Origin of the sequence: Paenibacillus sp. HB172176 (assembly GCF_011947265.1) — a bacterium.
In the GTDB taxonomy this organism is placed as follows: Bacteria; Bacillota; Bacilli; order Paenibacillales; family Paenibacillaceae; genus Pristimantibacillus.
On sequence record NZ_JAATHD010000015.1, the window covers coordinates 129,140 to 151,740 of the forward strand.

The following is a 22,601-nucleotide window of genomic DNA, read 5'->3' on the forward strand; positions in this document are numbered from 1 at the left end:
AATCAGCAGCGGCGCGTAGAAGCGCTTGGCGCTGTAATGAAGCGCCTTCCATCTGCCGTAATAGTCCAAGCTCGACCACGAAGCTACCGGCCAGCAATCATTAAGCTGCCAATAGATGGAGCCCATGCAGCGCCCGCGATTTCTTCTCCAATGCTCCACGCCGTATCGCATGGCCTCCGCTTGAAGCAGCTGCGAGACGTACAGCAGCGAATCGAAGGACTTCGGATACAAGAAATTTTCAGAGATGCCATAGAGAATTTTGCCGTTGCCTCCGGGATTTTTCTGATGGGATTCCATGACGGACGTGAAGATGTTGCGGTCGCTCTCCTCGGTAAATTGCTCCACCGTCTTCAGCGACGGGAACGATTGGAACCCGAATTCAGAGCAGAAACGGAAGAAATGCTTGCGATATTCCGTGAACGGCTTGCCGCCGTGCCATACCTCCCAGTAATGCACATCGCCTTTGTGCTCCGCGTTCGGCTCCTCGAAGCCGCCACCGGAGGAAGGCGAAGCCAGCCAGTAGAACGTATTCGGGTCCATTCGCTTGGTCACCGCCGGAAGCAGAATCTCGAATTGCTTAATATAATCCGTACGGAGCTTGGCGCGTTTGGGGAAATCCCAATCCACCCACGCCTGCTCCATCTCATTATTGCCGCACCAAATTCCGAGCGAGGCATGATGCCGAATCCGCTTGACGTTATCCTCCACTTCTCTGGTAATTTCCTCGGTGAAGCTCTCCGTCATCTCATATTCCGCGCAGGCGAACAGATGATCCTGCCACACGATCAGACCATATTGATCGCACAGCTCGTAGAAATAATCGTCGGGATAGAAGCCTCCGCCCCATACTCGAATGCAATTGAAGTTCGCGTCGACGCAATCGCGAATGAGCCGCCGGGTTCTTTCCTTGCTATGCCTTCCGCGAATATTGTCCTCCGGAATATAATTGGCGCCCATCGTAAAGATGGAATGACCGTTCACTTCAATCTCGAAGGTCTCGCCCCACCCATCCGGCTCCTGCTTGACCGTCAGCGTACGAAGTCCAATTTCGAAGCTCCTCTCCTCGAGCAGATCCGCCCCGCGATACAGAGCAATCCTCGCCTTATACAAGGGCTGCTCGCCCAGGCCGTTAGGCCACCATAGCCGCGGCTCCTCGACAGGAATGGCAAGCTCGATTCTTCCTTCGTCCACATGGTCGAGTTCCGCCCGAAGCACCTTGCCGTCCGGCGCGTGAAGCTCGGCATGAACGCCGAACGAGTCCTCTTTGTCGCTCAATCTTATTATTTCAGCCTCGATACCAACCGTAACGACGCCTGACTCGGAATGATCCTGGGTGAAATAGATGTCGTCTATGACAGCGCTCTCGCTTGCGCGAATATAAATATCTCTCCAAATGCCGCAATCCGGAAGCTTCGGTCCCCAATCCCAGCCGAACATATGATGCGCTTTGCGCAAATGCGGATAGCCCTGCACAACGTAATCGCCATTGGCGGCCCATAGATAACGTTCCTTCTGCTTCTCCTCGACCATTTCCACCGCGGAATGAAACACGATATGCAATGTGTTCGTTCCCGCATGAACCGCGTCCCTGATTTCGAATCGATAAGAGCGATGCATATTTTGAGTAGACGCGACGGATTTCCCATTGATATAAATATCCGCTATTGTATCCAGGCCGTCGCAGCACAGCTCCAGAAGTTCGCCGGCAAGAAGCTCTTCGGACAGTTGAAACTCTCTTCTGTATTCATAATCCTTTCGGAAGAGCTCGAAAATCTCGTATTGATTTTCCCGATAATAGGGCTCCTCTATCTTACCCGCTTGAAGCAATGCCGTGCATACCGAACCGGGAACTGCCGCAGGCAGCCATTCCTTCTCCAAAACGACTTTCATCTGCCAGGTTCCATTCAAATCTAATTTCAACATTGCAATCCCTCGCTTTTCCCTTTTCCACTATGATAAAATAGGCAGCAACCACTTGAGTGTCACTTCTTATGGTTTTTATCTCATTTCATAAAGGGAGGCGGCAGGTTGACCTTTCCTAAAACCTATGATTCAGCGTTTTTTCCTATATTATCGTCCTCGCTGCCTTTGGTCGTTTCGAAAAACACTGTTTCCCGGCATTTCCATCTGCACCGGCATGATTGCATCGAGTTTTCCCTTGTGCTGGAGGGCAGCGGAACGGAGTGGGTGAACGGCGTCCCGCATCCTTTGAAGCCTGGCACCGTCACCTTCATCCTTCCTTATCAGTTTCACGAAATCTATAATCAGGGAGCGCAGCCGCTGCAATTATTCAATTGCATGTTCGGGATCGAACTGCTCGGAGCTCCGGGCCAGCATGCTTTGAAACCCGAAGAGTGGCTGCCCGGCTTCTCGGAGTCTCCTCATTGTCAACTGACAATGCCCACCCAGCACGAGCAGCTCTTTCGCCTTATGAATGAGCTTCTGGAGGAATTTCAAGGAGATGCCGCTTTGCGCGCGCCTCTTCTGAAAGCCAAGCTTTCTGAAATTCTTATCCGGCTTCGTCGATTTCGGAGTATTCCGGCGCAAACATCCACAGGAATGGATGCGAGGCCGGCTTATGAAAGCCCATTAATCAGTCAAATTCTGCTCTATCTGACGATTCACTATGGGGAAGAGCTGTCTCTGGAAGCGGTGGCCGCCCGCTTCCATATCAGCAAGGTTCATCTATGCAACGAGCTTAAGAAGAGCACAAGCAAAACATTCAAGGAGCTTGTGAACGAGGTCCGCCTGAGGCAAGCATGCAGTCTGCTCGTTTCCACGAAGTTGAAGGTAACGGACATCGGCCACGAGGCTGGCTTCCAATCCGCTGCTACCTTCTTCCGCATCTTCAAGCAGAACAAAGGCATGTCTCCGGAAGAATACCGAAATCTTTGACAAGAACGCATCAAAATCGAAAGCCTGTCCTTTCGCTATTTCCAGCCGCCATCGGCAGTGCCACTCTAGATCAAAGGGAAGCCTTCTTCTTGCAGGCAACCGCCAAAGCGGCAGCCTCTCTCCTCATCGCCTGGAAATTCCTTCCTATGTACTTCGCAGCACATATTCGATATGATGGTTTTATCCTGAGGCTATCGATTAGGAGGAGAGCGTCGCTTGAAAATTTTCTTAAGAGGACATCATCTGCTTTGCTTGCTCGGTTTTCGGGGAATGGGCTATTCGCCTGCTTTTATCGAGAATATGAAATCTGTGCATGAACAGCTTCGAAACGACGAAAGCTCGATCATTGCCATTATAGAAGGACCCGACGATCTGTGCGCGTGCTTCCCGGCGAATGAGGAGTCGCATTGTCTGAACGAATCGGTAGCGGAGCATGACCGGAATGTTCTGCGGCGGCTCGGGCTGACGTTCGGCATGAGCCTGCCTTGGTCGGAGGCGCTTGAGCGCATTAGGGGATCCGTCGAGGCGAAAGATATCGAAACATTGTGTTATCGTTGCCAGTGGCGGTCTTACGGCGTTTGCGCCGAAGGCGTCGCGCATATACGGCAAGGCAGAGGCCTTAGGCCCCTGCCTTGAACGTCAAGCATGAATTTTCATATGGCTGCTATGACCTGGAGACAGCTTCGAACCAGGCTCCACATAGACCTTCGCGTTATTGACGGCCGTCGGCGCTTCTCCGAATCCAACGGCGATGAGCTTCAGCTTGCCGGGATAAGTCGTAATATCTCCCGCAGCGAAGATACCCGGCACGCTGGTCTCCATTCGCGTATCCACCACAATTGAACCGCCTTCAATTTGGATCCCCCAATCCTTGATTGGTCCAAGTGAAGACAGGAAGCCGAAATTGACAATAACCGCATCCGCTTCGACCTCCGTCTCCTCTCCCGAGGTGATATGCCGAAGCGTTGCTTTCTGAATCAATGCTTCCCCATGAAGCGCGATAATCTCTGTAGGCGTGACAACCTTGACCTTGGAGCTCATCAACCTTTGCACGCTGTGCTCATGCGCGCGGAATTTGTCTCTCCGATGGATAAGGACGACTTCCTCTGCAATGTCTTCCAGCATGAGCGCCCAATCTACCGCGGAATCTCCGCCGCCGGACAGCAAGACCCTCTTTCCTCTGAATCGTTGCAGATCGCCGACAAAATAATGCAAGTTCGCGCTCTCGAATCGATGCGCTTCCGGCAAATCCAGCCTGCGCGGCTCGAAGGCGCCGACGCCCGCGGTTATAATGATCGATTTCGCATAATGAACCGTCTTGCTTGTCTCCACTTCAAACAATCGCTCCTCAAGCTTGGTTACGTTCAGCACCTTCTCCTCGAGGCAAGTCTCGGGACGAAACAGCTCCAGTTGCTCGCGTAGCCGCTCCACCAGTTCACCTGCCGTCACCTTCGGAAATCCGGCGATATCGTAAATATGCTTCTCCGGGTACAAGGCTGCAAGCTGGCCCCCCAGCTGCGGCATGCTCTCGATGATTTTCACCGATGCTTGCCGCATGCCTCCGTAGAATGCGGAGAACAAGCCCGCAGGTCCTCCCCCGATAATGATCATATCGCTAATCTGTTCACTGCTAGCCATCCGGCGATCCTCCCCTTCCAATTACCAGGTAAATCTCGTCGTTCTCTATTTCCAGCGCGTATTTCCTTGTCCGCACTCTATCATTGAATAGCGACTTGCCTGTCTTAATATCGAATTCCCAGCCATGCCAAGGGCAGCGCACTATCTCTTGATCGCGTCCGTATACGAATTCGCTGACCTTGGAGGGCAAGGTGGTGCCGCAAACCTGACCCTTGCAAAGCTCCGCCCCTTCATGGGGACAATAATTCGCTATCGCGTAATAGTCTCCCTTGATATTATAAATGCCGATGGAACGTCCTTCAATCTCGACAATGCGATGCGTTCCGGATGGAATATCTTCCCTAAGTGCTGCAAATTGCCTTGCCACCTCTTCATCTCCTCCTTCTTCGCAAACCCCTATAGCTGAAATAATTGCTTGGCATTCTCATAAAAGATTTTCCGCTTCGCGTCCTCGCCAAGCCGCTTCAGTATGGCCGTCGGATCATCGAAATCCCAGTGCGGATAATCGCTGGAGAACAAGAGCATATTCTCGGCGTCGATGATATCGAACAGCATCTCCAGATGCTTGAAGTTGTCCGGCTCCTCGATGGGCTGCGTCGTCAGGAAGCAGTTGTCGCGAATATACTGGCTCGGCATCTTCTTCAGCCACGGAGCGGTCCAGCGCAAGCCCTTGTAATTCTTGTCGAGTCGCCACATCAGATGCGGCAGCCAGGTCACTCCGCCTTCGCAGAAGATGAATTTCAAATTCGGGAACTTCTCGAACACCCCTTCGCAGACAATGCTGATAAGCTGGGCCATATAGACAGAGGACAGAGAGGTATGCCATTGCAGATAGGTGCTTAAATATCCCGCTCCGGTAGGCGGATTCGATATGCCGGAGCCCTCCGAGCCCGGATGAATCATCATAGCGAGACCATTGCGTTCCGCCGCCTCGTAGATGGGGTGATAATGCTGCTGTCCATAAGGAATGCGCGACGCGCCGTTAATGACAACAGCTTTAATATCCGGATGAGAACCGATTCGATCGATCTCTCTCGCCGCCTGCTCCGGATTTTGCGTCGCAATGACCATTGCTCCTTTGAAAACGGGACTTACGGGAAGCCACTTGTCAATCACATAATCGTTATAAGCCGATGCGAGCGCCGACGCGTAGTCGGCATCCGGCAAATTCGATACATGGATCAATGTGTCGCCGGTCAACAAGACATGCTCCAACCCATACGGCTCCACCAGATGCTTCAGCATATAATGCGGATCGGACCCCGGTGATCCCCCGTTCGGCGGAATGGCATCCTTGCGCAGCACGCCGATCGGCGAGTTATACATAAACGGCAGACGAAGTCCGAACTCGGACACCATGCGCTTCCATGGCTGCTGCAAATACGGAAGCAAATCTTCATGGGACTTAAACTCATTATGAACATCGCAGTCAATGACTTTGCTATGATTCATCGATATCACACCTTTCTCATTCCTGTCTTGATAGATACAATCGTATAGGATTAATGATAAAGATGCGATTAATAATTCTATTTCTTTTTGGACGATTCTACATTATGATAAGAATAAGACTACATACTGAAGCGATCTCGCAAGCAAGGAGGCCTATTATGCTTCATTTGCATTCCGTTTATATCGACGATATTGAAGATCCAATGTGGGAGAAGGAGTCCTCTAGGACATCGCATGATATTCTGCTGTTTGTCACTCAGGGGCAGGTTCGCTACAATTTGAACGGAGAGGATATTATTATTAAGAAAGGGGAGCTGTTCTACATTCGCGCGGGCGCGCTGAGATATGCGACTGGGGTGAACGGGCAGCCTCATCAGAAGTATTCGGCGCATTTCACACTGGAGAAAACCGGTGAAACAACGCTCCGGGCACTTGCCGGCCCCGAGGGGCATAAGAAGGCTGCAGCCTCGCAATTCGACTATATCAAGCAGCGCTTTGTGCTGTTGATGCAGCATTGGATTGGCAAGCTTCCTTATTACGTCCCGCTCGCGGAATCGATGACGCAAGAGCTGCTGGCCATCGCTTGCCGCGAATTCGAGGATCTGAATTTCCCAGGCGCCAAGATGGCCCATGTCAAGCAGCTTCGGCAATATATTCTGGAGCATTATACCGAGCAAATTCGAATCGAGGAGCTGGCGCAGCTTATCGAGCGCACGCCGAATTATGTCACTCAAATGTTTCGCGAGGTGTCGGGCATTACGCCCATTGACTACTTGCATCAGGTTAGAGTCAATGCGGCCAAGGATCTCTTGCTTCATACGAACTTCACCATTGGCCACATTGCGGACTTGCTCGGCTATTGCGATCAATCCTACTTCAATCGCATGTTCAGGAGATGGACAGGCTCGCCGCCATCCTCCTTCTTCAAGGAAAATCCGAACGAACCGCCAACAAAGGTTTGAAGTCTCCCTTCATTCACATGCTGTCGAGCACTAACACCCAGTCATTCCCTCTTCCTGAGGATGGAGGCGTGAAGGCAAGAATTCCGGCATTGTCGAAGCGACCGATTTCCGTTATCGTTCCTTGCCGAGGATCAAACCATGAGGCCTTCACTTGTTCGCCCGTAATTTTGCCCATCTTCACCCTAATCGTTAATCCGTTCGGCGTATAGAGGAACGCATAGTCGCTCCCTCGCGTGGCCGCTATATAATTCGCGCCGTTATAATTGCCGGCAAGCAACTCCTGATCCGGCACGCGTTCCAGGAACGGCCGCGATTCCAGCAGCGCGCGAACATGACGCATTTGAGCGGCTCCGGGGCGCTGCACTGCCTCCTGCCAGCTCATGATGACATAGGCTCCCTCATCGGAGAAGTCGAGCGAGCTGTATTGCCCCCGGCTCATGCACCATACGGAATGATGACCGTAGGTATGGCCGAAGCCGCCTGCGAATACGGCATAATAAGCCGCGGCTCTTACATCCGCCGCGTCGAAATAGCCGTTTTCCGGGTTAAAGCCTATCGGATGATCTTCATAGCAGGGCTCCGCATCCAGCGTCGGCTTCACGGGATGAAGCAGATAATCCCGCCCTACCTTCGCGTAATTGTTGCGGTCGCTTTGCCCATGACCCGACTGAATCATATTGAAATCAAGCCATGCCTCGTTATGAACATGGCAGGAGGAGGATTCCCCGCCTTTCGGATGGAACGTAATGAGCTTCCTCTGCGCATCCGCCTCACGTATGCCTTCCGCAAGAGCCCGATTAATTTGAAAATGCTCGATCTTCGCAAGCGGCCGATCCCCGCCAAGCACCCAAACAATATTGCTCTTATCCGCAAATCGTTTCCCAAGAAACTGTCCGTACGCCTTCGCGTTGCTCTCGGTGAAAATTTCCGGCCCCTTGCCCCATGCTTGATGATACTTGTCCCCCCATGTCGGCAGCAAGGCGATATAAATGCCGAACGAAGCCGCCTTCTCCATTACGAAATCTACATGATCCCAATAATCGTACACGCCTGCTTCCACATGGGGCTGGCTTGGATCGTATTCGCCGCGCTCATTCTTCTTCAGAGGAAGTCGCCCATAACGATTAGGCGTGGACAGCCCCTCCAGCTCGGCCAAGGCGACCGCTTGCACGACAGTGAAGCCAAGCTCGGCCCGATTTCGCAAATACAGCTCCGTCTCCTCTCGATCCAGTCGATGGAAGAGCTCCCATGCCGTATCGCCCAGCCAGAAGAACGAGGCGCCGTCCTCCTGAATAAGAAACCGGTTGTTGTCGCTTACTCGTAGAGCAGACAGCTCTTTCTTCATCACCGCTCACCTCCGTCCAAAGCATACACCGCACTTGCCGAGCGATGATGAATCCACTCCCGTTCCTCTTCGGTCAAATCGCAGGTTTGAATCTTCCCGAGCTCCGTTCCCGCATTGTCCGCATGATCGCTTCCATACATGAATCGATGCGCTCCGAACTCCCGCGACCAATTGCGAATGTTGAAACCGGCCGTCCATGTCATATCCGCATACACATTCGGACATGCCCGCATAATGATAGGCACCTCTCCTGCCATAATCATCATGCCGCAATGCGCCATCACGATCTTCACCTCGGGGAAGTCTTGCGCCACTTGAATCAGATAGCTTGGATTGGCGAACGGAATGCCCGCTCCGGTATGAATCATGACCGGAACGCCCAGCTTATCCGCGAGCTTGAACACCTTGCGCCCGTCCCTGCTTCCGGGATTGACGCCATGCGCGGCCGTATGAATCTTGATGCCGACGAAGCCCAACTCCTCGACGCATCTGCGGACCTCGGTCTCGTAGACGAGCTCGGGAAGATGCGGATTCGGATTCGCCATGCCGTGGAATTGCCCCGGATAACGCTTCGATGCCTCCGCGATCACGTCATGCTGCTTGCGAACATCCTCGATCGTATGGCAGGAGCCCGGCTGAACAATTGTTTTGTTAATAGAGAAGCGTTGATGCTTGTTCAATAGATCCTGAAGCGTGAAATCCTCGTCGAATACCTGATCCCAACCCAAATGAGCGTGTACGTCAATAATCATGTTATCCCTCCGGAATTTGAATGGGTTCATGCCTGAATGCGCTCTCATACACGCCGAAAACCATGCGGAGCGTCGTTAAATTATCTTCGCCGCTCGTCTGGAACGGCTCGCCGCTGTTCATGCATGCAATAAAATGCGACTGCAGCCTGAAATGGCTTTCTTCATGATCCAGCGCTGTCTTCTCCTCGATGATTTCCTCTTTCCCTTCTCTATCCACGATTGCGATCCTGCCTGAGGTATACAGCTTTAATGTGCCCGCAGCGCCGTCGATGCTTAGCTGCTCGCGATGGAGGGGCCCCACCTCTTCTCCAGGCGGCTTGTCCAGCTCGCGCCGCGTTGCCCAGCTCATATCCAGACAGCCGTAGAAATCATCATAGCCCAGTGTAATTATACCTGTGTCCTCCCCCTTGATGTAAGGACTGATTCTTGCCGTCTCCGCGTACAGCCGCTTGGGCGTTCCGAACAGAAAGCGCCAGGTGTCGAACCAATGCGCGCCCATTTCATAGAAGAGGAGCTTCGGCATTTCCCGAAAGAAAGGCTGGGGAAGCCGCGCTCCGGGCATCATTCGCGGTGTATAATAATCCGTATGAATATAGCGCGCCACATGCAGCTTGCCGAGCTGCCCCTCATCGAGTATTCTCTTGATCGTTTGAAAAGGCTGCAGCCAGCGCCAATTCTCCGTTACCATTAATCGCACGCCCGCCTCCTGCGCTATTCTGACCATTTCCTCAGCCTCCCGAAGGCTGGGAGCGAACGGCTTCTGGCACATGATATGCTTGCCCGCCGCCGCAGCCCCTCGCACCAATTCAAGATGCGTCTCGGGTCCTGTCACTATATCCACTACATCAATATCGCTGTTTTGCAACATTTCATCGAAGGAGGTATAGAAGCGATCCTCCGCGACGAGGTATTGCTTGCCCCTCTCTTTCAGCTTCGCGAGGCTGATATCGCACAGAGCTTCAATTTCAACCTGGGGGATTCGGGACCAGGCAGACAAATGCTTCTCCGACCACCATCCCGCGCCAACGACTCCAATCTTCCAATGCGTCATGTCCGCTATCCCTCGATCTTTAAATCTTTCATCTTTTGGGGATGAAGCATCATATCGATTTGCTCGTAGAGCTTGTCTTCATTATAGAGATTTTTCCATCCTTCTTTAATCATAAATTTCCTGCCATAATCAATCGCCACCAGGCAAGCGTCGGAGAATGGATTCACTTTCTCGAATACGATGCCAAGTTGGATATTAATATGACCCAGCATGAAGTCCTTCGCCGCTTCATACGGCACTCCCCGGTTCACCGCTTCCTCCATGGCCTCGCCGAGCACCGTAACCATCATGGAGCTGATCGTCTCCGCCATCGCCGGCTCCAGCATCGCCATCTGCTCTACCGTAATGCGATGGGAACGCATCACAGGCGAGTACATCTCTCTGGCAACCGACTCGCCTCTCTCATAATCCGCATCCACTCCTTGCATAAGCGCGCACACGATGGCTTGCTTGGCGGCCACGCCGCCGAAGAAATCCCGTTTCGCTTCCGGCGTCACCTCGTCATTGAATACCGGCGGATGACAAGGATGCGCCACGAAATAAGCAATATCTTCTCTTGATGGCAGCTTCCCCAGATAAGCGGCTGCCGGATCCAGCACCATCATCATCGAGCCTGCCTTCATAAGCGGAACGATTTCTTCCGCAAGCTTGCCAATTGCCGTATCCGGAACGGCCAGTACGATAATATCCGCATCTTTTGCGCCATCCTCGAGCTTTACGGGAGTAATGCCTCGTTCTGCCAATCTCGCGATTCCGTCCGGATGAATTTCAATATAGCGAACCTCTCTTGAGCCTTTCCTCAAATTATCCGCGATGCGGCATCCCATCTTGCCTCCCGCTCCGACTAATGCGATTTTCATCATGTTTTCGCCCTCCTGTTTCCTTTTCTTCATAAGACAGAATAACGTAATTTGAATTTGTATTCAATATGTATACAATATATATTCACAATAATCCAATCTTGATTTATAATGAATGAACGACAAAAAATGAAGAGATGGAGGTACTTCCCAATGCAACTAGGAATAAGCACCTACACCTTTACTTGGGCGATCGGCGTGCCCGGTTACGCCGCCCCGCAAACCCCGCTAACGCTTGAAGGATTGCTTGCCATCGCATCCGCGCATCATGTCTCTCTCGTGCAAATCGCGGATAACATCCCGCTTCACGCTCAATCCGATTCGCAGCTCAACAGGCTGAAGGAACTGGCCGATGACTCTCGCATTGATTTGGAGGTCGGAACGCGCGGAACAGCTCCCGAGCATCTTCTGCGCTACTTGGCCATCGCGAAGCAACTCGGCGCCAAGCTGGTCCGCAGCTTGATTACCATGCCGGATCTTGCCGCAGCCAGACTCCAGTTAGCAGAGGCGCTGCCTCATTTCGAGAACGCCGGTGTATGTCTTGCGATCGAGAATCACGGCCTTCATCGCAGCAGCGATCTCGCCGCCTTGCTCTGTGATCTGCGCAGTCCCATGCTTGGCTGCTGCTTGGATACAGTCAATTCCTTTGGCGCTTTGGACGATCCCCAGCGCGTATTCGAGCATTTGATGCCGTATGTTCGAAATCTTCATATCAAGGACTTCACAATCGAAAGAGTTTCCCATGCCATGGGGTTCGAAATATTGGGAACGCCTGCGGGATATGGTAAGCTGAATATACCTGATCTTCTCCGCCGCGCAACAACCCTTCCCGAGAGGCCGACAGCCATTCTGGAGTTGTGGACGCCGTATACGAAGTCTATCGGCGATACGATACGACTGGAGCGCAAGTGGTTCGAACAGAGTCTGGCTTACTTAAACACATTGAATTTCGAATAGAGAACGGGGGATTGCGATGGCAGCAGTAACATTGAAAGAACAAGCCTATATTCGGCTTCGTCAACTCATTCTGGATGGAGAGATCGAGGCGGGACAATTCCTTACCGAGCGTCATTTGGTTGAGATGCTCGGCATGAGCCGAACGCCGATTCGATCGGCGCTGGAGAGGCTTGACGCGGAAGGTCTGGCGAATTATACGCCGAACAAGGGTCTGATTGTCGCTGAGCTGACGCTGCAGCGGGCAATCGATCTATACGACTTCAGATCGGCGATCGAATGTTATGTCGTGAAGCGACTGGCCCAGCAAACCTTGGACGAGAAGACGCTGGAATGGTTCGAGAGCAACCTGCGCGAGCAAGAGCAAGCCAAGGATTCTCAGGATTTCAGCGCCTTCACCAAAGCCGATGCCGCCTTTCACAGCAAGCTGATGGAGCTTAACGGAAATGTGGAAATCATTCAAGCGATTGATCGGCTTCAGGACAAGCTCTATCAAGTCGCCCTCCGCGTGCTTCGCAAGGATCGCAGCCGAATCGGCGTGTCATTGGAAGATCATGCGAGAATATTCGCCTGTATCAGGGACGGCGCTTCCGAAGAAGCGTTCCTTGCTATGGAACGGCATCTGGAATACGGGAAGCGCATCCTCATTTTATAAGTTGGGCTTAATAGAGAACTCGGGTCTGACATCATCGAAATCCGGATTTTCGCCGCTGACCATAAGGCCCATACCCCAGTCAAAATGCTCCCTTGTCGCCGGCTTATCCATGGCATCCCGATACTGAAACAGCACATTCCTTCTGGTCCGGCTGCTGCGATTCGGCTCAGAGCCGTGAATGGTCAAATAATTGAAGAACAGCACATCCCCCGCCCTGGCCGGGCATGGCGTTCCCGAGGAGATCGGATGCTCCTTATGATTCAGATAATGCTTCCCCACATGCGGCAAGGGACCTTGCTTATGCGATCCCGGAACAACGCATAAGCAGCCGTTCTCCATATCCGCGTCATCCAGATGCACGCTTGCCGCAAGCATGGAATGCTGCTCATGGGGGAAATAGGGGTAATCCTGATGCATGGGAAACGCCGCTCCGTTCTCCGGCGGCTTGACCAGCATTTTGGAATGATGAAGCTGGACATTCGGGCCAATAACGGCTCGCAGTACGGCAACCATATTCGGGTGAACAACCGCCCTGGTGAACGCCGCGTCATGATAATGAACATCGTGAAATCCCTTCAGCACAAGCTTCTTCAATTGCTGGGAAGGAATGAATTCGCCTTGCCAGGCATGATTTTGATCCTGATTGGCAAGCGCAGCTCGCTGGATAATGCCTTCAACGGCTTCACGCATGGCGTCCACTTCCTCCTCATTGAATACCCCCCTGACAAGCAAGTAGCCGTTTTTTTTGTAAAAATCCACATTTTTCTCTGCAATCATGTTCGTTCTCCTCTCGCATTATCTTTTGTTTTATAGTTAAATTATAAGCATCGTCGGCAGAAGCGTATTTGCAGTGTCAAGACGCCTTTTTGCAATATCACGCCAAAGGAGATAAACATCCTATGTATCAATGGGAGAAAAGCGCAGATCGATTGAATCGTTTTGCGGGATTTTTGCAAGGAAACGGGCTGCAATTTCGCATTCACTATTGGGGCGCAGATCAAGATTTGCCCGCGAATATGGTACACAAGCATTCCTTCTTTGAAATCTGCTATGTGAATGGCGGAAGCGGCGTATATGAAGAAGGAGGGAGGCGTTATTCCTTGTATGAGGGAGCACTCTTCTGTTCGCATCCGTCCGTTCTTCATCAAATCAAGGAAGTAGAAAAGCTGGAGCTTTTCTTTGTCGCCTTCGAGGCGGTTCAGGAGCAGGAACGTTCGGTCGAGGCTCGTGCCTATGAACAAGCTCTGCTTAATGGATCTGTATGGCTTGACAATCTATCAGAGCTTCCGGTCGCCCAGCTGTGGAAATCGCTAATGCTGCCTGAAGAGCCCGGGAAGGCTGTCCCGCTGTCGTTACTGCCTCAGTTGGCGCATGCTCTGCTAACCTCTTTCGCCACCTTGCTTGGACCTGCAGAGAACGTCCGCGAGCCCGAGATTTCTTCCAATGCGGCGGTCATCGTTCATCGGGCGAAGCTGTACATTCGCGATAATCTGTCGCAGCCGTTGACCATCCCTCAATTAGCCAAAGCATTGAATGTCTCCGAACGCCAATTGTCGCGTATTCTGGGAAGCAGCATTCATGAATCCTTCTCTGTTCTGCTTAGGCTTGAACGGATTCGCTTCGCGGAAGCCATGCTGGCCAAGTCAGAGATGCCGATCAAGGAAATCGCCGAGAGAGCGGGCTTCTCTTCTGTTCATTATTTCACGAGAGTGTTCGCGAAGATGAAAGGAATCGCTCCTGCGGCCTATCGCGAGGCAATCAAGATGAACAAGATCAAGGAATGAGCCGCAGACCGTTAACGACGCGCCCCAGTCATTTAAGAGTTTGTAAAGTGGTTATGTTCGACTATCGCGAGAGGCTATACTAGAGAGAATAAGGAGGGTGAGCCTTTCTGATTCTTTCCCGGAAATCGATATCGCTTCTGATCAAACTCGCGGCAGGCGCAGCCATTCTCTATTTCGCATGGACCAGCATCTCGCTGAAGCCGAATCAAATTGTCCATTACTTGCTCGGCGCAGGCGGCTTGTTCTACGGCTCGATTGCCCTGTTCGCCTTGTTCCTCATGCTTCAAGCCGCGATCTGGGTCAGCATTCTGAACAGCTTTGCGGGAAAGCAGCTTACGCTGCGTGCGGGTCTGCTCGTCTATATCAACTCGCAGTTCGCCAAATATATTCCAGGAGGGATATGGAATTATGCGGGTCGGGTTATGCTTGCTTCAAGAGAAGGAGCGAGAATGGAGGCACAGCTGTCCGCAATCGTGTACGAGAATATTTTGCTCGTTGCCGCCGCAGCCGTATATGCGCTTGCTCTCACCATGTATTTGAGCATTTTGCCTATGTATGTTCTCTATCTGTTCGGCGGGCTGCTGCTCGCCTTCTTCCTGGGCTACAAGCAGCTTTCCAAGTGGATGAGAGAATCGCTGTTCCTCGTCATTCGCAAGTTTCCGCTTCGCCGAGTGCGGGAGTTGGCAGATAAGTACGGGGAGGTTACGCTGCAGCTTGGCAGAGGAGCATTCTTCCTGCATCTTCTCTACTTCCTGGCCTCTCATATGGTTATGGGAGCCGCGTTCTGGCTGCTCATCCAAAGCTTTGATCTACCGCAAGTGAACCTCTGGTATGCTGCCGGCACCTTCGCTTCTTCCTGGATGCTGGGCTTAATGAGTCCCTTGCCGGGAGGAATCGGCGTAAGGGAGGGCTTCCTGGTCTATTTTCTGAGCTTTCATGCGCCAGCGTCCGTCGCCGCCCAGATTTCGATCATCGCCCGAATATGGAATCTGCTTGCCGAGGCTCTGTTCTTTCTAATAATGAATGCCCTACACTATCTAGCGAAAAGAGTGAACCGACATGTCTCGTAAAAAAGTGCTGCTTGTAACAGGTGTATTCCCTCCAGGGATTGGAGGCATGCAGAATTACTATTATCATCTTGCCAAAAATTCCAAGCTGGATATGACGGTGCTCGCTTCATCTTACGACGGAGACGAGCAATTCGACAAAGCTCAATCCTTTCGTATCTTGAGAGGAAACTTTCTCAGGAACGAGAGCTTGCATATGTCCAGTTGGCTCCGCATGTTTCGCCTGGTTCGCCAAACGATCAGGGAAGAACGGATTGAGATCACGATCTACGGACATGTACTTATCGCCTTTATCGGATATCTGCTCAGCTGTTACGGCAAGCGGCGCTATATCATCTCTACTCACGGCATGGACATGCTGATGTTCAGACGCTTCCGAATTTTGAACCGGCTGGTAGGCAGGATTCTAAGGCGAGCGGACGGCGTGCTAACGAACAGCCAGTTTACTCGATCTCTTGTAGAGGAATACGGGGTCGAACCGGCACGAATTGAACTCATCTATCCCGGCGTGGATCAGGATTACAATCAGGAGCCGGAGAACCCCGCGTTGAAGCAGAAGTACAGCATCGAGGGAAGATATAATATTCTCTCTGTAGGTCGACTGGTAGAACGCAAAGGCTATGATCGAGTCATCGAAGCCTTGCACGAGCTGGTGAAGGTCATTCCGAATGTGATGTACATCATCGCGGGAGACGGCCCTGAACGCAAGCGGCTTCAGCAGCTTGCATCTGACGAAGGCGTCTCGGATTATGTCACATTCCTTGGCGCGATTGAAAGCAAGCATGCGCTCAACTCCATCTACAACCTGTGCGATCAATTCATCATGGTGTGCCGTCAATTGGAGAGCGGAGACGCGGAAGGGTTCGGCATCGTCTATCTGGAGGCCGCCTCGACGGGACTGCCCGTCATTGCCGGCAAATCCGGCGGCGCTTCGGAAGCCGTGCTTCATGAAGAGACCGGCTTGCTGGTGGATCCCTCCTCCAAGCAGGAGCTTGTTGAAGCGATCCTTCGCTTCAAACAGAACGATATGCTGCGCGCGCGATTAACGAAGAATGGTTATGAACGAGCCAAGAGCAGCTTCAACTATGTCGCATTAGCCGATAAGCTTGATCGCTTTCTGTCCCAATTCCCCGCTTCGAAGAGGAGCTTGCTCCCTTTCCGCTCCAGAGAAATGCTGACGAGCAAGAAATCAAGGGCGCAAGCCAAGTAATCAACTATTGCCACCGGCCTCAAGGTACTGCCCTGGGGCCTTCTTCGAATTCTATTGCAACCTCTCGTGTCGTCACTTCCACTCTCCTTACTGCCAACGCACCAACCAAACTTTGTGCTAGCGCCCCTTTCCATTCCAAGCTTGACCCGAGGAAATCATGTGCAAACCAACCATTTATCGAAGTTAGCATATCCTGCTAGCTTATGTTAATCTATTATTTAGGTTGCTCTATTCGTTCGCTATCAACTCTATTAGAAGGTGCAAATGTGAAAACTTTTCTACAGATGAATACGATTTTCCTCAGCATGATTATGGAAGCTATCCCCTTCGTCCTGGTGGGCGTTATTATCTCCGGTCTCATACAATCTTTCATTACCGAACGCTGGATAGCCCGCATTATGCCGCGAAACCGTTTCCTGGCAACGTTGTTCGGTTGCAGCATCGGCATTCTGTTCCCTTCCTGCGAATGCGGCATTGTGCCGATAACCCGCAGGCTGCTTGGCAAAGGCGTGCCCTTGAATGCCGGTATCGCATTCATGCTGACGGGGCCGGTCATCAATCCGATCGTGCTGTTCTCCACCTATATCGCCTTCGGCAATGACTGGAGAATCGTCGCAATTCGAGCAGGAATGGCATACGCGGTCGCCTTGGTCGTTTCTCTTACCGTCGCCTATTTCTTCCCCGTGCTTCCGTTCCGTACGGAGGGCGAGCAGAAATTGGCGCAGCAACTCGCCGCTCGGCAAACGGCCGCGACGATTGAAGCGCCTGCGGCAGTAAAGCCGAAGATTCCTTTCAAGCGCAAGATATGGTCCGTGCTGCTTCATTCCGTGGAAGAGTTTTTCTCTGTCGGCAAATATTTGGTGTTCGGCGCATTTATCGCGGCTTGCATGCAAACCTTTATCCCGACATCATCCCTGCTGCATATCGGCAGCAACCCGATTATGGCTTCGCTTGTCATGATTACATTGGCGTTTACCATGTCTCTTTGCTCGGAAGCCGATGCATTCATCGCCTCTTCCTTCCGAAGCACGTTCTCGCTTGGCGCAATCTCGGCCTTTCTCGTATTCGGACCCATGGTTGATATCAAGAATACATTGATGCTGCTGGGAGCATTCAAAACGAAGTTTGTTGTTGTCCTGATCGCTTTGATAACCGTGTGCACATTGATTGGATCTTTGATTGTCGGGAGGTTAGTGGGATGACTCGTTTCATTATATTGCTAGGATTTACGTTGATGTTCGCTATCATTCGCCAGGAAGGCAAATTAAATATGTTTATCAACACGAAATATACCTATTTGTCCACCATCGCGATTACAGTGTTATCGCTTCTTTGCATTATCGAGTTTATCCGGCTTCAACAGTTGGACAAGGCGAAGGCAAAGCAGGAGGAGCAGGACCAGCTTGCTAAAGAAGCCCAGCTCGGCCAAGATCGGCATGATCACGAACAGCATGATCATCACCAGCATAATCATGATCACGCTCATTCACATCATGATCACGACCACGACCACGACCACCATCATAATCATGATGAACATGATCATGATCATTTCGGTCACTCCCATGAGCCCAAGTCGAGATGGAAGCGGCATCTCGGTTATCTGATCTTGTTTTTCCCGATATTCACCGGAATCTTTCTGCCTGTGCAAACCCTGGATTCGAGCTTCGTGAAGGCAAAAGGCTTCTCCTTCCCGACCGAGGTCGGCATGGATGATCAGACACCTGGCCAGCATCAGTTCCTCAAGCCGGATTCCAGCGTCTTCTACAGCGAGTCGAGCTATGACAAGCTCAAAAACAAGGAGCTGGGCGACTTTGCCGATCTGAACAATATTACGCTCGACGACAATAATTTCATGAAAGGTCTCGAAGTCATCTACAATTATCCCGGCGACTTCATGGGCAAGTCCTTAACCTTCAACGGCTTTGCCTACAAGGGAGAACAAATCGACGATGAGCATTACTTCATCTTCCGCTTCGGTTTCATCCATTGCGCAGCCGACTCGGGCGTGTTCGGAATGCTGGTGAAGTTCCCCAAAGGGACGGTGCTGAATAACGACGACTGGGTGCATGTGACAGGCAAGCTCACCTCCGAGTTGTATCAACCCTTCAAGCAAACCATTCCCGTGCTCGAAGTAACCTCCTTCGATGCCATCGACGCCCCGGATGATCCTTATGTCTATCGCATTTATTGATCGCATTGAATTGGAATCAACAAGCAGCACGAAGGTCCGCATCTGACGCGGACCTTCTGTTATTCCCCCTTCTACCCTACTCCAACGCTCCGACAGAGGAACCAGTAACTTCGGTCGCTTCAGAATCTTTCAAGGCGGTCTGATTCTTAAACGCCGACAGGAATGAGAGCAGCAGAGCGACAACGGCAATAGCAGCCAGAATGGTCAACGGACCACCAATGTTGAAGCCTTTCCCGAAATATAAGAGGTCTCTGAATATATCCACCGAGAAGCGAAGCGGCATCCAGGAGAACAACCAATTATGCGAGAGCGTGGGCAGAAGCTGCTCGGGAAGAGTCAGAACAGGAGAGCCAAAGAAGAAGACTAGAATGAATATCGGCATGCCCTTCAGCCCGAGCCAATTCGTCAAACAGGATTGCATGAGGAAAAAGCTGTAGCTGATCAGCATAAAGTACAGGAAAAACTCCGCGGTATCCGGAATCTCCATGCCAAGCATACCTTTGGCAAGCAGCAATGTCGCGCACGCTCCCGCAGCCGCGTACAGCAGCCCCAATAAAGATTGAGAGAGGATAACGGCCATATTATTCGACTTGCTCGCGTTTCGCGCTTTGCTGGAAGCCAGAAAGAGCATCACAGTTGCAATAATAGCACCGAACCACGCCAGTATGGTGAAAGACACAGGAGCGTTTCCGTTCGCGCTATGCGCAGGCACCTCATTAACATTCTGAATCTCGAACTGAATAGGCGAGGCGAGAGAAGACGCTTGAGCCGTGTTTAGTTGATCACCCTGCGCCTTGACCGCTTCCATCATTTGCATGCGAAGCTGTTGATTAATACCATCCCCGATTTTCGACAGAGCTAACGACACCATGCTAGCTCCTGTTGCATTCTTCCCTTGATTGATATAAATTTGGATCGCTCCTTGCTGCGGATTCGCATCTAATAGCGAAGCTGTGCTTTCGCTAAGCGATTCGGGTATTATGACCGCGGCATAATCGTCCATATGATCGAGAGCATCCATAGCCGCCTCTTCACTCGGGAGGATATCCCATTCGAGAGTCGGAACTGAGCCATCCTCGGGAAGTGTAGTGAGCTGCTCCTGAATCATCTCGCCCACCGCCAGCTTCTGCCCATTAGCCATTTCGACTTCATGATCCTCCATGACGAGAGCTACGGGCATTCGCTTCGGCACCGGATTCGATACGGAGCCGATCTGAGCGAGGCCGAGCAGAAGAATGAAGACAAATATCGCCGCGATGCCAAGCCAGGTTATCTTATTTTGAAACAAATTCATACTTTTCATTCATATCCCCGCCATTCATTTGACATTTAGTTGATTAATGATCACAGTGTTCATTATAATGAAATATGAAGGGAGTTCAATCATCAATATGTCAGCTCCATGTTCATTAATCACCACTTTAGGGATATCTGTTGATTAGACATCAACTTATTAGGAGGATTGGAATGAGCGAGAAGCTGGATCGACGCAAAAGAAAGACAAGACAGCAGCTGCGTCTTGCCTTGATTGCGCTTATGAAAGAGAAAGGCCTCGAGAAAATCACGGTAAGCGACTTAACTGAAAGAGCGGATATGAATCGCGGCACCTTCTATCTTCATTATCAGGATGTGCCCGATCTATTCCTGCAAGTCAAACAGGAAATATTCGATGACATGTCCAAAATCATGATCACCTTCGATCCGCGTGAGATTAGCAGCTATGCTGTCGAGGATAAGCCCTATCCGAAAGTTATCAAGTTCCTGACTTATATTGCGGAGAACAAAGATTTCTTCCTCGTTATATTCGGTCCGAATGGCGATGCCGGATTTCCCATGCAGATCAAAGCCTTTATGACGGAGCATCTCTACAAAAAAAGCGCTTTCGCACAATTGAACGATTCAGGAAAAGCGCTTGTTCCGCGGGATTATCTTATTGCCTACGTCTCTTCCGCCAATCTTGGTTTAATTACGCATTGGTTGAATGCCGGCTTGAATTTAAGCGTAGAAGAGGTTGCTCTTATCCTGACCCGCATTATGCATAAGGGACCCATAGCGATTACACTGTCCCATCTAACCCAATCCTAACTAAAGGCGTAGATATAAGGCAATTCCACTATAAATTCCGTTCCGATTCCAACGGTCGAATTCAATGATATCTTGCCGTTATGCGCTTCGATAATGCGATAGCTGATCGACAGACCGAGTCCGAGCCCCTCATCCTTCGTCGTATAGAAAGGCGTGAACACATCCCGGCACTGCTTCTCCGTCATCCCGTAGCCGTTATCTCGAATATACACCTTGACCTTCTTCCGCTGCGGATCGCATTTCCATTGCACAACAATGCGGCCGCCGTTCGGCATCGCTTCCATCGCATTCTGCATAAGATTAATAAGTACCTGCTTGATCTGACCGGGATCCAGAGATAAGGAAAGCGAGTGCTTCTCCGATTCATATTCGATCATCGTGTTAAGCAGATTGGCTTGCGAGCTCATGAGCGAGATCGTCTCTTCGATTAACTGATTAAGGTCGACTTTCTTTCGCTCCGGCGAGCTCGGCTTGGCCATCATTACGAAATCCGAAACCAATCTCTTAAGCTCGTAGAGTTCGTCTTGCACAATATCCAGATATCTCGTATCGGTCCCGCTCTGCATATTATGCTCCCGCATAAGCTGAATAAATCCCATAATGGTCGTTAGCGGGTTGCGGATTTCATGCGCCATTCCCGCCGCCAATTTGCCTACAGCAGAAAACTTCTCATAGGTCATCATTTGCTCCTCAAGCTCATGACGCTCCGTAATATCGCGAATCTGAAGATAAGCTCCGACAATTACTCCGGAGTCATCGTGTATCGGCACGCAATCGAGCAAACCGATTATCTTTTTATCGCTTGGCAAGGATAAGGCCACTTCCACATTGCCGATATTCGTGCCGTTTTCAATTGAATCCATCATATAATCGCTATATTCTTTGAAGCTCGTAATGGGTTGTCCTATCGCTCGCTCTCTATCAAGACACAGCATTTTTCCGGCAACCTGGTTGAACTCGATTATAATGCCTTCGCGATCCGTTACGATAATCCCGCTGTTGACGGATTGAAGAATAAGCTGATTGAGCAGGTATTGATGCCGATTCTTCCTGCGCAGCTCCAGCTCCCGTTCGATAGCCTCGACCATATTCGATAACAGCAGCAAGGCGTAGGGGCTATGATATTTCATGGAGGTCATAATATTAAGAGTGCCGGTTAATACCTCGTTCTTGGCAGATCGGAATTGAACGGGAACGCAGTAACAGACATTATCCTGCAGAGGAATTTGATAATGATGCTCGCCTATGAGCTGGAAAGGACGATTAAGCAGCAAAGAAATCGTTATCGCGTTCGTTCCCATCACTTCCTCTGAGAATTGAACGCCCGTTTCTATCCCTACGGCATGAATTTGCTGAGTGAGAACCCCGTCGCCGTAGCATTCCAGAATATAGCCCTCGTGGTCGGTCAGCATGAACATAATCGGGGTATTCTCGAGCGATTGTATCGCCTTGGTGCAAAAGATAAGCATAACCTCAATAAATTCTTCAAATCCGATTTTCTTTAATTTAATTTCTTCATCCGATATTCGAGGTGGTATAACAGGAATCAGATCTTCACGCATCCCTGATTGCCGGCATCGAATATGAGAATCAAGAACCGCTTCTAAATCAGTTTTCAATATGCATCATCTCCGTTGCGCCCAATTAAAGTTTTTATAAGCTTATTTATTCCTATCTTCATTATCGCCATTTGCGAG

Annotated in this window: 22 protein-coding genes; 11 read left to right on the forward strand and 11 right to left on the reverse strand. The window is 51.0% G+C overall.

Annotation, left to right across the window (positions count from 1 at the left end):
• Window positions 1-1,923 (reverse strand): glycoside hydrolase family 2 protein (locus HFP08_RS18755; protein WP_168122131.1); only part of this gene is annotated, 1,923 nt, incomplete at its 3' end.
• 105 nt (window positions 1,924-2,028) lie between these two features.
• Between HFP08_RS18755 and HFP08_RS18760 the strand changes: the two genes are divergently transcribed.
• Window positions 2,029-2,895 (forward strand): AraC family transcriptional regulator, encoded by an 867-nt coding sequence (locus HFP08_RS18760; RefSeq protein ID WP_168122132.1) that lies wholly within the window; start codon window positions 2,029-2,031, stop codon window positions 2,893-2,895.
• A gap of 216 nt (window positions 2,896-3,111) precedes the next feature.
• Window positions 3,112-3,531 carry a DUF1284 domain-containing protein gene (locus tag HFP08_RS18765; RefSeq protein WP_240941573.1) on the forward strand — a complete coding sequence of 140 codons (420 nt, stop codon included), beginning with the start codon at window positions 3,112-3,114 and terminating at the stop codon, window positions 3,529-3,531.
• Window positions 3,532-3,534: 3 nt separating this feature from the next.
• Here the strand turns inward: HFP08_RS18765 and HFP08_RS18770 are convergent, their stop codons facing one another.
• The 3 genes from HFP08_RS18770 to HFP08_RS18780 are packed head-to-tail and all read right to left on the reverse strand — an operon-like array spanning window position 3,535 to window position 5,985.
• Entirely contained in the window at window positions 3,535-4,533 is a 999-nt protein-coding gene (locus HFP08_RS18770) for an NAD(P)/FAD-dependent oxidoreductase (protein ID WP_168122133.1), read from the reverse strand.
• Window positions 4,526-4,900: a Rieske (2Fe-2S) protein gene (locus tag HFP08_RS18775; protein ID WP_168122134.1), complete on the reverse strand. Its 375-nt coding sequence runs from the start codon at window positions 4,898-4,900 to the stop codon at window positions 4,526-4,528. Before HFP08_RS18775 ends, HFP08_RS18770 begins: the two co-directional genes overlap by 8 nt.
• A gap of 29 nt (window positions 4,901-4,929) precedes the next feature.
• Window positions 4,930-5,985 carry an amidohydrolase family protein gene (locus HFP08_RS18780; protein ID WP_168122135.1) on the reverse strand — a complete coding sequence of 352 codons (1,056 nt, stop codon included), beginning with the start codon at window positions 5,983-5,985 and terminating at the stop codon, window positions 4,930-4,932.
• Window positions 5,986-6,143: 158 nt separating this feature from the next.
• Here HFP08_RS18780 and HFP08_RS18785 point away from each other — a divergent pair, with 158 nt between their 5' ends.
• Complete coding sequence (locus HFP08_RS18785) at window positions 6,144-6,947, forward strand: helix-turn-helix transcriptional regulator (protein ID WP_168122136.1); 804 nt, start codon at window positions 6,144-6,146, stop codon at window positions 6,945-6,947.
• Between the two features lie 13 nt (window positions 6,948-6,960).
• Here HFP08_RS18785 and HFP08_RS18790 read toward each other — a convergent pair whose 3' ends face one another.
• Genes HFP08_RS18790 through HFP08_RS18805 form a run of 4 tightly spaced genes read right to left on the reverse strand, consistent with a single transcriptional unit; the run spans window position 6,961 to window position 10,958 of the window.
• The gene (locus tag HFP08_RS18790; RefSeq protein WP_168122137.1) at window positions 6,961-8,292 is read right to left on the reverse strand and encodes a glycoside hydrolase family 140 protein; all 1,332 of its coding nucleotides are present in this window, start codon (window positions 8,290-8,292) and stop codon (window positions 6,961-6,963) included.
• Window positions 8,292-9,044 carry an amidohydrolase family protein gene (locus tag HFP08_RS18795; protein ID WP_168122138.1) on the reverse strand — a complete coding sequence of 251 codons (753 nt, stop codon included), beginning with the start codon at window positions 9,042-9,044 and terminating at the stop codon, window positions 8,292-8,294. The genes HFP08_RS18790 and HFP08_RS18795 overlap by 1 nt, the downstream gene beginning before the upstream one ends.
• A gap of 1 nt (window position 9,045) precedes the next feature.
• A complete protein-coding gene (locus HFP08_RS18800; protein WP_168122139.1) occupies window positions 9,046-10,095 on the reverse strand; it encodes a Gfo/Idh/MocA family protein in 1,050 nt (349 codons plus the stop codon).
• 5 nt (window positions 10,096-10,100) lie between these two features.
• A complete protein-coding gene (locus HFP08_RS18805; RefSeq protein WP_168122140.1) occupies window positions 10,101-10,958 on the reverse strand; it encodes a phosphogluconate dehydrogenase C-terminal domain-containing protein in 858 nt (285 codons plus the stop codon).
• A 150-nt stretch (window positions 10,959-11,108) separates the two neighbouring features.
• Between HFP08_RS18805 and HFP08_RS18810 the strand changes: the two genes are divergently transcribed.
• The gene (locus tag HFP08_RS18810; RefSeq protein WP_168122141.1) at window positions 11,109-11,912 is read left to right on the forward strand and encodes a sugar phosphate isomerase/epimerase family protein; all 804 of its coding nucleotides are present in this window, start codon (window positions 11,109-11,111) and stop codon (window positions 11,910-11,912) included.
• Between the two features lie 16 nt (window positions 11,913-11,928).
• Entirely contained in the window at window positions 11,929-12,564 is a 636-nt protein-coding gene (locus tag HFP08_RS18815) for a GntR family transcriptional regulator (protein WP_168122142.1), read from the forward strand.
• Here HFP08_RS18815 and HFP08_RS18820 read toward each other — a convergent pair.
• Window positions 12,559-13,341 carry a phytanoyl-CoA dioxygenase family protein gene (locus HFP08_RS18820; RefSeq protein WP_168122143.1) on the reverse strand — a complete coding sequence of 261 codons (783 nt, stop codon included), beginning with the start codon at window positions 13,339-13,341 and terminating at the stop codon, window positions 12,559-12,561. The genes HFP08_RS18815 and HFP08_RS18820 overlap by 6 nt on opposite strands.
• A gap of 122 nt (window positions 13,342-13,463) precedes the next feature.
• Here HFP08_RS18820 and HFP08_RS18825 point away from each other — a divergent pair, with 122 nt between their 5' ends.
• From HFP08_RS18825 to HFP08_RS18845, 5 genes are all read left to right on the forward strand, one after another.
• Window positions 13,464-14,348: an AraC family transcriptional regulator gene (locus HFP08_RS18825; RefSeq protein WP_168122144.1), complete on the forward strand. Its 885-nt coding sequence runs from the start codon at window positions 13,464-13,466 to the stop codon at window positions 14,346-14,348.
• A gap of 140 nt (window positions 14,349-14,488) precedes the next feature.
• Window positions 14,489-15,418 carry a lysylphosphatidylglycerol synthase transmembrane domain-containing protein gene (locus HFP08_RS18830; RefSeq protein WP_277345866.1) on the forward strand — a complete coding sequence of 310 codons (930 nt, stop codon included), beginning with the start codon at window positions 14,489-14,491 and terminating at the stop codon, window positions 15,416-15,418.
• Window positions 15,408-16,625 (forward strand): glycosyltransferase family 4 protein, encoded by a 1,218-nt coding sequence (locus HFP08_RS18835; RefSeq protein ID WP_168122145.1) that lies wholly within the window; start codon window positions 15,408-15,410, stop codon window positions 16,623-16,625. Before HFP08_RS18830 ends, HFP08_RS18835 begins: the two co-directional genes overlap by 11 nt.
• A 284-nt stretch (window positions 16,626-16,909) precedes the next feature.
• Window positions 16,910-17,827 (forward strand): permease, encoded by a 918-nt coding sequence (locus tag HFP08_RS18840; RefSeq protein WP_240941588.1) that lies wholly within the window; start codon window positions 16,910-16,912, stop codon window positions 17,825-17,827.
• Entirely contained in the window at window positions 17,824-18,819 is a 996-nt protein-coding gene (locus HFP08_RS18845; RefSeq protein ID WP_168122147.1) for a TIGR03943 family putative permease subunit, read from the forward strand. Before HFP08_RS18840 ends, HFP08_RS18845 begins: the two co-directional genes overlap by 4 nt.
• Window positions 18,820-18,895: 76 nt before the next feature.
• On the opposite strand, the gene HFP08_RS18850 is transcribed toward HFP08_RS18845, so the two are convergent.
• Window positions 18,896-20,122, reverse strand: coding sequence for an ABC transporter permease (locus HFP08_RS18850; RefSeq protein WP_168122148.1), 1,227 nt, complete (start codon window positions 20,120-20,122; stop codon window positions 18,896-18,898).
• Between the two features lie 164 nt (window positions 20,123-20,286).
• Between HFP08_RS18850 and HFP08_RS18855 the strand changes: the two genes are divergently transcribed.
• Window positions 20,287-20,904 (forward strand): TetR/AcrR family transcriptional regulator, encoded by a 618-nt coding sequence (locus tag HFP08_RS18855; protein ID WP_168122149.1) that lies wholly within the window; start codon window positions 20,287-20,289, stop codon window positions 20,902-20,904.
• Here HFP08_RS18855 and HFP08_RS18860 read toward each other — a convergent pair.
• Entirely contained in the window at window positions 20,901-22,523 is a 1,623-nt protein-coding gene (locus tag HFP08_RS18860; RefSeq protein WP_168122150.1) for an ATP-binding protein, read from the reverse strand. The genes HFP08_RS18855 and HFP08_RS18860 overlap by 4 nt on opposite strands.
• Window positions 22,524-22,601 lie beyond the last annotated feature (78 nt).